Raw genomic sequence first — 12,668 nt, forward strand, 5'->3', positions numbered from 1 at the left:
ATCAAATCTCTTCAATGAACTGGCGAATGGCGTTAGATACTTCGCGCGGGTCCGTGCCCAAATTCAGCTGAAAACAGGGCAAATTGCGTGACACCTCTGCGGCGGCTGCGTAAAGCTGCGCTCGGTCGCCCGGAATTTGCGACACCCCAGATGGGGCGAGCGCCAAAAAAGCTTGTTTTGCCGAAATTTCGACCGTGGTTGTTTTTGAACTCTGCGCGATCGTTGGCAATAAAAGAGCGTGCAATGAGATGCTTTTGGGCTGTGGTGTAAGTCCAAGATCATTGATGTAAAACTGATACTTATTTTGCCAATTTGTACGCGTTGGTAAGGCTTTATGCCCCAACAACCCTAGGCGTTTTAACCCTGCGGAATCTTGCTTCAGGGTGTTGAACAAAGGGTAGGCTTGCAAAGATTTTGGCATCACATAGACATAATCATCACCGATGGTTTGCAATCCTGACAACATGCCTGACAGGACGGTGCCGGACTTGCCAGAGCCACCCGCTCCGGCCAATAATACGCCTTTTTTAGCGACAGAGAGCGTACCCGCATGGATCAAAGCGCCGCCATAGGAGGCGAGTTCCCACTGAAAGAAATTGCGCAAAGGCGATCCCAAATCCCATGCCGGGTGTTGATCAGGACCCGTCATGATCTGAAGGCCGGTTGACGTTTGACGATCAAATATTTGCCAATAGTTCAGTGGGTGAAAATAGTGCATGCGGTAGCGCGTGGGTTTGAGCAGAGCTTCTATACGCCGTTCTTCAAAATACGGCGCGTCCCAGTGCAACGCCGGGCAGCCGTTTTGACCTGCAACACCAATAAAAATGCGCGCGCCAGTGCCGGTTGGTGGCTCATCCGATGCCACTGCCACATCAACAGCATTGAGATAGGGCGCGATATCAGACATCGCCGTAAATGTACGATCGGCGACGGTATAATGCCGCGTGTGGTTTGCTGTTTCAAAAACTGTCTCACATTGCTCAAACACTGCGGCAATATCCGCAATGAGCGTCTCAGGAGACACCTTTAACTGGGGTTGCGTCATGACTGTTCAGCAGGAGCCTTGGGCCATCCGGCTTCAGCATCAACATCATGAATAGGATCGGCCACAATCAGATCTGCGAGATCGTCATAGACCTCGATAACCGGTACTTCGTTGAGTGAAATCTGCGTATAGGCCGCACCATCTGCCACAGATTCGTCTATCTCGATCAGGTTCAAATTTTGGAGATGATCAGCAAAGGCCTGCGCGGTGGTTGATGTATCTGCGTCGGCGCCAATTTGTGCGGCACTGTGCCCCGCGATTAAGGCTTCCCACAACGTGGCACCGGTCGTGTTCAATCCGAAATATTGCCCAGACGCTAAATTCAAAACGACCAAGTCATCGCCAAATTTTTCATGAACGATATCGGGGCCTGCTGTTTTGTACCGTTTGCTCATGAGTGGTTTGCCCTTTTTCGAATTCATTTTCGTGCGTTCGCACACTCAGCGATAAGAGTTGTCTCGTCAACACCAGTCTCTCTCACCAATAGGCGTGCGATTGCAGTTGGAGCCATCCACACAGGACGAAGTTGCCGTCTATCTCAAATCTGTAAATGTCGGCTTTCGAGATACCCCTCCCAAAACGTTCCTTTTGGGAGGGGCTGTGCTAGCGCAGAGAATGTTAGGTGGAAGACTAGTCAGAGCTTTTATTTGTCTGCACCAGACAACGAATAATCATTCGATCTCTGGTAGAAATATCGTCAGGAAGCCAAGGCATAGAAGTATGGCAAGATAGCCAAAGACCTGCTGCATCCCAATTTGGTCTGCCTGCGCGCCAAGCGCAGCAGCACCAAGTGCTCCGATGCCAAATGCAAAGCCAAAGACGAACCCCGACACCATGCCCACCTTTTGCGGCATCAATTCTTGTGCATAGACCACAATGGCTGAGAAGGCTGAGGACAAGACCAACGCAACGATGATGCTGAGGCATACTGCGCCCCACAGTGGGGCGAGAGGCAGCAAAATTGCAAAGGGCAGTGCGCCGACAATCGACCCCCAGATGACCCTCTTGCGGCCAATGCGATCCCCGATAGGACCGCCAAAGAATGTTCCGAAAGCGACAGCGGCGAGGAACACAAACAGCAGTCCTTGAGCGTGTGGAATGGCGAGGCCGAACTTCTCGATCAGAAAAAAGACATAGTAGGTTTTAAAGGTCTCAATGTAGACGAATTTACTGAGCAGCAACGCTCCCAGCACCGCAAACGCGATGATCAGACGCTTGCGTGGCAATGCTGGACCGATTGCGGCGGTGCCGCCAGAAGCCTGCATCATGCGTTGGTGGTGGGTAAACCACCGTGCCACCCACAAAAGGGTAATGAAGCCGCCAACTGCGAGGAGGCTGAACCAAATAGTGCTGAACTGACCGAGCGGCAATACAATCAAAGCCGCCGCGAGAGGGCCAAGGGCCGTGCCCGCATTGCCACCCACTTGAAAGCTGGATTGAGCGAACCCAAGGCGACCGCCTGATGCCATCCGGCACACGCGTGATGCCTCTGGGTGAAACAGTGCTGAACCTAACCCGAGTACAGCCGACGCGAGGAGCAGCCCTTCGAATGACCCTGCTGTCGCCAGCATAACGATGCCAATGGCGACAATGGCGAGCGAAACCGCAAGGGAATACGGCTTGGGGCGCAAGTCCCCATAAAGCCCTAGGAGGGGTTGCAAAATGCAGGCGGTGATTTGCTGTGCCAGCGTGAGCAGACCCAGTTGGAAATAGCTCAACCCATACTGTGCCTTGAGCAGGGGGTAGAGGGCGGGCAGAAGGAACTGGATCAGATCATTGATCAGATGGGTGCTGCTGACTAAAAGTATCACCAAGTAGGATGTGGTTAGGGTCGCGGTGCGTTGTGTCATTGGTGCTGGCCTTGAAAGGGGACTGTGTTGGAACGGTCATGCGGTTCACCCATAAGTAGGCGATCGCGGCGGGGGTTACGCGTCAGATCGAAACGCTCTATACTATAGAAAAGCTACAGGATGACTATGCGCGCCCCCCGAAGGAACCTGCCACCTATGAATGCGCTGCGCGCCTTTGCAACCGCAGGGCAGCGTTTGAATTTTCGGGCAGCGTCAGAAGATCTTGGCGTATCGCAAGGCGCAGTCGCGCAACAAATCCGCTTGCTGGAGGAGCATCTTGGGCAGGCCTTGTTCACACGCCTTCCTCGGGGTGTTGCGCTGACATCTCAGGGTGCGATCTACCACGCACAGGTCAAGCGCGCTTTTGATATACTAAGAGACGCCACCGAACAGATTGGCGAAGGCGATACCAGTTTGACGGTCAGTGTGACGCCAACCTTCGCAACCAGACTCTTGATCCAGAGATTGCCATCCCTGAACACCGTTCTTCCAGATTTGAAAATCCGCACGATAGCCACGGTTGAAGTCACGGACTTCGATCGCGATCAAGTTGACCTTGCGGTGCGGGAAGCGCATCCACCCTTTCCTGACGGGCATGAAGCGCAACTGTTGTTTCGCCAAGATTTTATTATTGTTGGCAGTCCGCATCTCCTCAAAAATGGTGCACACGATCTGATGCCGGAACACCTGCGCTCGATGCCTCTTTTGCACGATTCATATGGTCATTGGCAAAAGTACTTTGGCACAGAGGAACGCTTGCCGGGCCCGGTCTTTAACCAAATTTCGTTGGCGATTGATGCCGCTTTAGCAGGGCAAGGATTGGCAATCGTTAGCCGTGCGTTTGTTCAGGATGATTTGAGCGCTGGACGATTGTTCGATGTAGGTTCCGCTCAAGACGAGTCAGATCGGAATTACTACCTTGTTCGAAAGAAATCACAGCGGCCTCGCCCGATGTTGGATACCGTTTGGTCGTGGTGTCTGAAAACTTTTCGCCAGTGAAGTGATAGGTCTCTCCTAACCGCAGCCCCTTTGCGTGCGTTCCGGAATCGTTCTACCAGTCGCCGCCAACGATCCGATCTGGTCACGCTGGCGCATATCAAAGAACAGTCACGTCTCAGTCTGGGCAGCTACGGACGACCCCGAATGACTGAGGACTTGAAGGAGATCGGCCTAAACGTTGGTCACCGTCGTGTGGGGTGTTTGATGCGCCAGAACGGCATTGCGGTTGTTAGAGCGCGTATCCGTGAGGGTGTGACACTATCGTGGTCACTAAGCTGGACCGTCTGGCTCGCTCCGTGGCTCATTTGCTAGAGGTTTTGGCAGAGGTAGAAAAGAAAGGTGCAGTCCTTGGCATCCTCTCAATGGGCATTGATACGGGCAACGCGACAGGCAAGCTCATGTTGACCCTCTTGGGGGGCGTGGCTGAGTTTGAGCGCTCAATCATGCTTGAAAGACAGCGTGAGGGCATCGCGAAGGCAAGTACAAGGGATGCAAACCTACCGCGAAGGCCAAGACGGAAGAGGTTTTAGCGATGCTGCCGTTCATTCCAAGTGCGTCAATGTCTGGTTTGGCGAACCCTTCCTAAAACGGTGGTTTTTGGGAGGCTATTATGAGCGCAGCTAAGACCTTTTCTCGAGAGTATCTTGTCAATTTCGGTCGTTACGTTTGCGTTGCCATAAGAACCACGCAAACAAATTGATCACGAGCAAACTGCTAAGCGAAGGCACAATCGCCGCCATACCTTCGTCCTGTCCAAAGGCAACGCTGACAATAATTTTCAGCACAGTTCCGGCGTTGATAATGGCCAACCCATACCAAGGGTTTCGTTGCCAGAACGCATAAAACAACAGCATCAGAAAAACAAAAACACCAAAAATCAATGCGACGAGAGGCAGCTTGGTATCGTTCGCAAAGAACAAGTGCTTTTCCCATTCCAGATACGCACTGACATGCGTCGAAACTGTAGCTGGCGCATCAAACCAGAATAGACTGGTCGCCAGAAGTGCCATGAACCCAGCGATATGCCACACCTTACGGCGGTAGGCATAATAAGCTGCGGGGATCATAAAAAGGGGGCGCGAATACCATGAAAATTGGTTCTGATGACGCCCCCAAACCCACGCCCCCATATCTGCACCTGAGAAATATGCAGCGGCAAAAATAGTCGCCGAATATAATAAGATCAGCCCTATGAGCCAAAGAACGAGCAGGTCTAGCGTTTGATGGCCATCTTTATCTGACATGCGCTTGGTTCCAACCGAGTAATTCATGATCGGAAACAGCTTAGGATGGCGCACTTGGTCCGGCAACCATTTGCTTTATCCCAAAAAACCCGTTCAAAACCTAAGTGGTTGTTGGAGGCTTTTGGAAGGTCTCATGATAGCGGACCTTAGTTCGTCGCGCAGCATCGGTCACAATGGGCTCAAACCTGCCATTAGCTGCGACTACGGACGTTGTTTGGTTCAATTTTGCACGCCGATGGCGGCATCGCGGACCAAGCTGCCATTGAATGCGCCATAACGAATGTCTGTTGTTTCTGCCCAGGTCGCTCGTACAATGTTCACAAAGAGAACTGTGACAAGAAAGACAACGTTGCGGATGCAACAGTAGGAATTCGATATTGTCTAATAGTGAATATGAATGGGATTGGGCGGCGCAAGAGGTGCGCAATTCTGATCGTAGTTTATGGTTTCGGCGTAGTGTCCAGCGCGAAGGAATGAATGGACATGGCGTGCAGTCAGAGCGTTATGGGATCTTTGAATGCGGGTTTTCGGTTGGTTTTGCAGCATCAAGCAAGTGTGATGGCAGCACACAAAACCCTTCGACTTTCCTTGATGGGTGGGAGCGTGATGAAGACGGTGTCGCCATTACTCAAATCAACGGGCTAACCGACGTAGTGCGTTTCAATCCTGTTCTCGGGCGTCAAAAAGAGCTTGGCCCCTTTCAGCCGACGCATCGCTTCTTTGAAACTCTTGAGCAGCAAGAACGTATTTTGGTCGCTTTGCCAAAGATGCTGAAAGTGCTGCCAGAATCGTTCAATGCCCAAAAACTCAATGAAGAAAAAGCTGGCAGTCGTGTCGGCTATAGAGTTTCTTTTTCAAAGGGATTTGTTACGGCTCGACTAAGTGGGGCGCTTGTTAAATGAATCTCCATAACCTCCAAAGTTATGTTGCAACGGCTGCTTCAGATTTGTTGGACTGGTGATTTCAGTGCCGAACCACTCGACCTTCTCAAAGAACCGGCATGGGCGTTTCCGCATTTGTGTCATCAGTTTTGCTCCCAACCTTTGCGGTGGAAGCCTACGAGTATTAATTTCTTGAATTCACCTTAGGATAGAATGAACTCCACAGACACACCAGCGTTCAGCCAAGTGTATAATTGATATGCAGCTCATATCATCGAATTTGGCACTCATACGGCACCCATGAACAAAATTGCGTCTTAATCCCACGCAACAGACTGACTGTATCCATTCGAAACTATGTAGTAAAAATGTGCCCAGGGGCGGGATGTAGAAAGTTTACTGAATCAATAACTTAGTGAAAAGTGGGACACTCAAACTTACCATAGTTTCATTATGTTTTTCGGGAAAATTGTCCCACCTTTTTCGGTGGGATTCCGACTAAGCAGACCCGGCACATCCTTTCAAATCGTAAAACAAAATCACCCCCCGGCGGCGACCGAGGGGCGATTGAAGTGGCACATCGAAAGGATACAAACGATGCCCTCCAAAAATACAGTTTTGACCGATAACCTGCAAGCGGCCTTGTCCCATGCAAAGGCTGGGCGGCCTGTCTTCCCCTGCAAGCCGGACAAGAGTCCGCTGGTGAAATGGCGCGAGCGTGCGACCACGGACGAAGACCAGATTAAGACGTGGTGGCGCAAATGGCCGGACGCGATGGCAGGGCTGCCGATGGGGCAGGCTACAGGGCTTGCCGTGCTGGACCTAGACAAGCGCCCAGATAAGGACGGGGCGGCTGCCTTGCGTGATCTGGGCTTTGATCTGGATTCGATGTCGCCTTGTATTATCGACACGCCGTCCGGCGGGCAGCATATCTATTTCCAATGGCACGAAGGCTTGGGCAACTCCGCCGCCGGACTGCCCGCTGGCGTGGACGTTCGTGGCGAAGGTGGCTACGTCATCGCGTCTGGCTCCAAGAACGCCACAGGGGCCTATTCCGGCGATCTGACGCCCGATCTGCCTCAATGGCCTGAAGCGTTGCGTCCGGCCCGTTCTGACGCGCCTGAAGCGACCTCTGGTGAATGCGACGGCTTGCCGATGCACCACGTCAAAGAAGCCTTGATGACGTTACCCAATGACGGGGACGCTTACAGCAATCGCGACGACTGGCTTAAAATCGGGGCTGCCCTCCACCATGAGACTGAAGGCAGCAACGAAGGGCTAGACCTTTTCCAAGAATGGAGCGGGCAACACCCGACCTATGACGAAGGCGAGACCGAATCCGTCTGGCAATCGTTCCGCCGCTCTGACGGACCCGTCAGGACTTTCGCCACGATCCGCGCCGAAGCCGAGTCGCATGGCTGGATTGATCTGTCGTCTTTAGACGACTGCCTGACCGCCGATGAATTGGCCGCGATTGATGCTCTTATCGGGATGCCGGAATCACCGCAATCAAGGCTTCGCTTTTTGTCCCCTTCGGACTGCGAAAGCATGCCCGCCCGCCACTATGTGGTGAAGGGCCTTTTGGCCGAAGGTGACGTGGGTTGCATCGTTGGCGCTCCGGGCGCTGGCAAGTCCCTTGTGGCCCCATTCATAGGCTACGCGGTAGCGCAGGGCGAACGTGTCTTTGGGCACCGCACTCGCGCGGGCGGCGTTCTCTACGTGGCAGCGGAAGACAGTCACGGGATGCGTGGCAGGGTGAAGGCTCTGAAGGATGCACATGGCGACGCAAACGCCTTTTTTCTGGTGGATGGCGTGTCCGACCTGTTGAACAGTCGTGTCGCTGGCAAGCCGAGTCCCGATCTCGGGGACCTTCAGAAGGCCGTCCAAGATCGCAAGCCCGCACTTGTCGTTGTGGACACTATTGCGATGGCCTTCCCAGCCCTTGAGGAAAACGACGCAAAGAGCATGGGCCAAGTTGTGGCCGCCGCACGGTCTCTCACTAAATGGGGCGCGGCTGTGCTTTTGATTCACCATGACACGAAAGAAGGCAGCGGAATTGCGCGGGGCCATTCGATCTTGAACGGGGCGCTGGACATGTCGCTGCACATCAAACGCGACGGGGGAGTCGTGGTGGGCAATCTCACCAAGAACAGGAACGGCACCACCGACCAGCCGTTGGCCTTCACCGTCAAGACCGTGACCTTGGGCGAAGACGAAGATGGCGACCCGATCACCACGGCCATGTGCCAAGAGGCTGACGCGCCGGAAAACAAAGCAAAGCGGCTGACTCCCAGCGTTGCGGCGGCGCTTGCCGTCTTCAATGACCTTCCAAAGCCCGTATCTGACGACGCATGGAGGCAAGCTGTCATCGACTCTCGCACCGTGTCCGCGTCCGAAGATGCTGATAGCCGCCGCAAGGCATACAAACGGGCCGTGGAAGACCTCACGCGCAAAGGTCTTATCGTCTTTGCTGACGGCCACTTCACGCTGGCGGCGGGCGACTGTGAAGACTTCACTGACGATATGGTGGGGGCGGCGCAATGACCAAAGGGGTCAAGTTTACCAATATGTCCTTATTTTGCGGGCCTTTTGACTGCCGCGAAATTGATTTGGCTGAATCCGTTAAGGTTAGATGCCTCTCGCTTCAATCCAACAATTGGACGAAGGACATAGCGGACGGACACGGACAAAGAGCGGACATGTCCGGACAAGTCCGGCGGGCATTAGGTGTACGGGACACCGGACGGACACGGACAGGGGTCTTTAGACCTGTCCGTCTGTCCGGTCCCTCCATGCACCAGACGTGAAGAGTGTAAGAGATAGCGGCGGCGAGTGGCTCTGGGGGATGTCGCTCGGGTCCTTCCCTAACACATTGCTTCGCCCGTGGGGTGCGCAGAGCCGTGGTAGGAAGCTGTTCGCAGAAATTTGCCAAATTCCTACGATTTTTTTCAAAACGGTAAACCTTGCCCATTTGAAGATAGTGCTCGATTTTCGCAATCATGGCACCCCGTCCTACGATGCCCGCACGCTGATACGACCATTCCCGGGACTGTCACTGCTGTTAGTGTCGGTCCTTTGGCAAACCAACCGATCTGGACGCCGGAAAGAAGTCTCTTTGAAACCAATCAGCCCACCAACTTGCGCTGGCGGGCCCTCACCTCGAGCACCCAACAAATTTTGGAGGGGCGGATTGGAGTTGCTAGAGTGGTGGATACTGAAGTCATCTACCGTTAGTCTAGTAGTATGAATATTAGGGTAGATTTACAATGACAACTTTAGCAGTGGAATTATCAGTGGACTCGCGCGGTCCATGTGCGATTTACATCGCTTCGGATAGCCGGATCACTTGGGGTGACTCAGGCAAACGATGGGACGCCGCGCAAAAAACATTTATCTCCAATACCAGTGCTGATATCTTTGGTTATTGTGGAAGCGCATTCGTACCAACCCAAGTCCTCAATCAAGTAGCAAGGCAAATCGAGGCGGGGATCTTATTCGATGCAAGGGCTAGTGCCGACGAAAGGCACGGCCGGTGGCTAAATACAATCAAGGCGTCAATTTCTAACTCAAGCTCGGCGCAGTTCTTCGATTTTTCGATCTTGCATGGAGCACGTGACGGGGTTGGAATAGGCTGTACTTTCCACCTTTGGAAGTCGACGTTCACTGCAAAATCCAAAGAATGGAAAGAAAAAAAAATCCCCATAAATACTGAAAAATCTTACTTTGTTTCGCTTGATGGAACCGGCGCATCACATTTGAGAACTCGCATTAAGGCGACGGATGATACCCAAACCAAAAGTACAAGCAGGGGTGCATTTCAGCAATTTTTTCAATCGTTAAAAGACGGGGACGACGACTTTAGTGGTGGCGCACCTCAAGTCGTTGGTATCTTCCGCGTAAGAGAGCCGCAGCACTTTGGCTTGGTCTGGAAGGATTCTCGATATTACTGTGGCAGCGAGGTGGTAGCAGGTTCAAATTTCAATAAAATTTTGTGGTTCAACGAACTATTCGAGCGTGCAGATGGAAGGACAAAAAAACTATTGAAGGGCGCTCAAAAGCACTGAGCTAAACAAGATTTATTTTGCCAATGCTAACCGGACCCTAGTTTACCAGGAACCCCGCGCAACTGTTCTGGGAAGATGAAGTTTGATAATTTCGCCAAGATCGTCTTGCATAGACATGTTAAGTGCCTGCTTGGATGAGCGTCGCCCAAACCACCTTTCGGCGACGTGAAGGAGGTCTCTATTTGAAGGTTTCTCGAGAAAATGATCAACTATTTGTTCGCTCATCTCCAAGTCGGGGAGTGTAAAAATATCTCCCGGGCGCAGCAAATCATCTGCCATTTGGACTTCATCGGTCAAACGTTTTTGCAACATCAAGCGGGGAATTTCGCATTTCATGCCAGCTTCACTAAATGCTTCACGAAAAATCGGCGACATAAAGTCAATGATATGATCCTTGGTTTGAATCCATACATGGAAACCACTCTCATCACTATCAATCTGCGTACCATTTTTGGTTCCGAAAAAAGCTACTTCAGATGAGTCATTGACGCAGATTGCAAAAGCCCCAGCGACCGGTTTGGCAGCTATCTTGTAGTGCTTGTTTAGGATGTAAGAACCAAAGACTGCAAAGAAGATACAAGCGCGCTCGACGCTGGCCACGTCCCGCAATACACCATGTGTAACGCTGTAGATGCGATTGTAGTCTGCGAGGGGCATAAGAAATTTTTTCATAGTGGTAATGAGACCTAATTTGAGCATTGGAGCGAGTCGTCCCCTGTTTTTAATGGGGGGCAGCCGTAAAGTTCAGACGGCTGTTACAAGTTTCGTCGCGAGTGTGATGCCGACGATGCCCTTGTGGTCAATGGCGGCGCTCCGCGCCAATGACCTTTGAACAAACTACGTCTATAGTAGCGTATCCTTGGAGCTTGTGTGTACCTCGCTTACCCGAAGGTCCGCTCGGCGGTAGGCTTTAAGCGCTGCTCTTCTTTCAATATACCTCTCGAGTCCGCTTCTTGTCTAGTTCTTCAGAAAGATCGAAATTATCCCAATTGGTAAACCAATACTTAGTGGAGTTTTGAATAGAAACGGCGTCCGCCGCGCTTAAAGAAAAGTGCTCATTCAATTTGGTTTTGGTCGCGGTGGAGACATATGGGCATCGCTGCAAGTCTAAGTACAGCAGGATGAGTTCAGCTTCCCGATCAACATAAGCTTTGCGGTCCTCGAAGGTTCCGAGGACATTCGATTCGATGAAGTTGCGTAAGTCAGCGAAACGCTTGCGGTTGCCGGAATACTGCAAGGCAACAATTACGGAAAAATAGTCCAATGGCACGGGCCGTTTCCATTCACCCGAGCTAGAAATTTCAATGCCTAGATATTCGGCCAGATCTTCTTGCAGTAGGCAATAATCCCTCCCTAGCTTTTTCAACGCCAGAACAAGGTAGAGTACTTCGAGTTCACGGTATTGTTTTTGAGTGCTGTTCTTTAGTTCTCTCCTTATGTTGTCAAAGGCGTATTTAAAAACCTGTTGTTTTTCATCTCTGGGAACCTCAAGGCGGTTCAGTCCATCTACCATTGAAGAAAGTATCCGGGTTAGCTTGACAGAAAAATTCACACGAGGCGCTGCCGCAAAAACAAAAAAGCAAAACTCCAAAATGCCAATCAGGGATTTTGTGAGCTGTTTTGAATTTTGATGACTAGTCGGGTTTTTTTCGTATGATTTCAGATAGGTCAGGGTTCTTTTTTCGATAGCCGATAGGGCATAATTCAACAGATCTTTGTATCCTACATCACTTTCGACCAGTACTGTCTTGAAATCAACAATCAGTCTCTCTTGGTGGGCTTTGAAGACGTAATACTTGACCGGCTCGGAGCTGCTTTTTGAGTCGTCTTTTCTCTCTTCAACTATCAAATGATCTGCAAAAATTTTGCTTACTTTATTTTTAGCCATAGTCAATTTGGTGATAATCGGACGTTCGAACGTTTCTGATTTCGCCAAGTTCAGATTTAGCTTCACCTCTTTAAGTAAGTGCTCGAGATGGCGAGTGATCTTATCGGCATTGGCAACATTGTTGTGGAAAATGAAGTAGTCATCGACGTAGCGAAAAACTTCATAGTGTGTTTTATGCATAAGCCCATCCGAGCTTGCCAGCACGCGTTCTAGCTTTTGATCGACACCTTGGAGAACAATTTCAGCAAACACTCGCGAGAATTCTGGACCAATGACGATTCCATTTGTCTCACCTTGATTCATCCATTGCATCAGAGAATCAAATCGCCCACCAAACGTCTTTTGGGCTTTTCCAATGCTCTGCTTATCCGCTTTAACGGCAGATCTGCCTACAGTCGTCCAGGGCATCGAATGTGTGTAGATACTATCGAAACACTTTGAAACGTCCAGCTTGAGTAGTTTTCCAAACTTCTTTTCGGCGTTGTGGTACTTATAATGCTCGTAAAACTTAAAAATATTGCTGTAGCTCTTGTATGAAAAATAGGACCCTAGATTTTCATACTCTTTGCTAGCTTCTTCTACAGTATCGCGCCCCTTGGATTGGGACGATTTATAAAGCCTGACCTGCGCCCCTAAAACTCCTCCAGATTTGTGTAGAGTCCGCCCAACAAAAGGACGGACAAATGAAGGCACGATT

The 12,668-nt window shown here is 51.2% G+C and carries 10 protein-coding genes and 2 pseudogenes; 6 read left to right on the plus strand and 6 right to left on the minus strand.

Annotated elements, in window-relative coordinates; translation table 11 throughout:
- Nucleotide 1 precedes the first annotated feature (1 nt).
- From BM025_RS06415 to BM025_RS06425, 3 genes are all read right to left on the minus strand, one after another.
- Nucleotides 2-1,045 carry a hypothetical protein gene (locus BM025_RS06415; RefSeq protein WP_085850671.1) on the minus strand — a complete coding sequence of 348 codons (1,044 nt, stop codon included), beginning with the start codon at nt 1,043-1,045 and terminating at the stop codon, nt 2-4.
- A complete protein-coding gene (locus BM025_RS06420; RefSeq protein ID WP_085850672.1) occupies nt 1,042-1,440 on the minus strand; it encodes a PqqD family protein in 399 nt (132 codons plus the stop codon). Before BM025_RS06420 ends, BM025_RS06415 begins: the two co-directional genes overlap by 4 nt.
- Nucleotides 1,441-1,716: 276 nt before the next feature.
- Nucleotides 1,717-2,895, minus strand: a complete 1,179-nt coding sequence (locus BM025_RS06425) for an MFS transporter (RefSeq protein ID WP_085850673.1) — start codon at nt 2,893-2,895, stop codon at nt 1,717-1,719.
- A 156-nt stretch (nt 2,896-3,051) separates the two neighbouring features.
- On the opposite strand from BM025_RS06425, the gene BM025_RS06430 reads away from it, so the two are divergent.
- The 3 genes and pseudogenes from BM025_RS06430 to BM025_RS06435 all read left to right on the plus strand — a co-directional run.
- The gene (locus tag BM025_RS06430) at nt 3,052-3,894 is read left to right on the plus strand and encodes a LysR substrate-binding domain-containing protein (protein WP_244515510.1); all 843 of its coding nucleotides are present in this window, start codon (nt 3,052-3,054) and stop codon (nt 3,892-3,894) included.
- Nucleotides 3,895-3,909: 15 nt separating this feature from the next.
- Nucleotides 3,910-4,134, plus strand: a pseudogene (locus BM025_RS19470) (IS3 family transposase); the annotation flags it as partial.
- Between the two features lie 14 nt (nt 4,135-4,148).
- A pseudogene (locus tag BM025_RS06435) lies at nt 4,149-4,429 on the plus strand (recombinase family protein); the annotation flags it as partial.
- 112 nt (nt 4,430-4,541) lie between these two features.
- Here BM025_RS06435 and BM025_RS06440 read toward each other — a convergent pair.
- Nucleotides 4,542-5,204, minus strand: a complete 663-nt coding sequence (locus BM025_RS06440) for a hypothetical protein (RefSeq protein WP_139204549.1) — start codon at nt 5,202-5,204, stop codon at nt 4,542-4,544.
- A 311-nt stretch (nt 5,205-5,515) separates the two neighbouring features.
- On the opposite strand from BM025_RS06440, the gene BM025_RS06445 reads away from it, so the two are divergent.
- The 3 genes from BM025_RS06445 (at nt 5,516) to BM025_RS06455 (ending at nt 10,083) form a co-directional block, all read left to right on the plus strand.
- Complete coding sequence (locus BM025_RS06445) at nt 5,516-6,040, plus strand: hypothetical protein (RefSeq protein WP_085850675.1); 525 nt, start codon at nt 5,516-5,518, stop codon at nt 6,038-6,040.
- 576 nt (nt 6,041-6,616) lie between these two features.
- Complete coding sequence (locus BM025_RS06450) at nt 6,617-8,563, plus strand: AAA family ATPase (protein WP_170842135.1); 1,947 nt, start codon at nt 6,617-6,619, stop codon at nt 8,561-8,563.
- A 722-nt stretch (nt 8,564-9,285) separates the two neighbouring features.
- Complete coding sequence (locus BM025_RS06455) at nt 9,286-10,083, plus strand: hypothetical protein (protein ID WP_085850677.1); 798 nt, start codon at nt 9,286-9,288, stop codon at nt 10,081-10,083.
- Nucleotides 10,084-10,125: 42 nt separating this feature from the next.
- On the opposite strand, the gene BM025_RS06460 is transcribed toward BM025_RS06455, so the two are convergent.
- Nucleotides 10,126-10,755 carry a DUF2026 family protein gene (locus BM025_RS06460; RefSeq protein ID WP_085850678.1) on the minus strand — a complete coding sequence of 210 codons (630 nt, stop codon included), beginning with the start codon at nt 10,753-10,755 and terminating at the stop codon, nt 10,126-10,128.
- A 256-nt stretch (nt 10,756-11,011) separates the two neighbouring features.
- Nucleotides 11,012-12,668: antiviral reverse transcriptase Drt3b (gene drt3b, locus BM025_RS06465; RefSeq protein ID WP_170842136.1), on the minus strand; the 1,657-nt coding region annotated here is incomplete at its 5' end.

It is taken from the genome of Pacificibacter marinus (assembly GCF_900109555.1).
In the GTDB taxonomy this organism is placed as follows: domain Bacteria; phylum Pseudomonadota; class Alphaproteobacteria; order Rhodobacterales; family Rhodobacteraceae; genus Celeribacter; species Celeribacter marinus_C.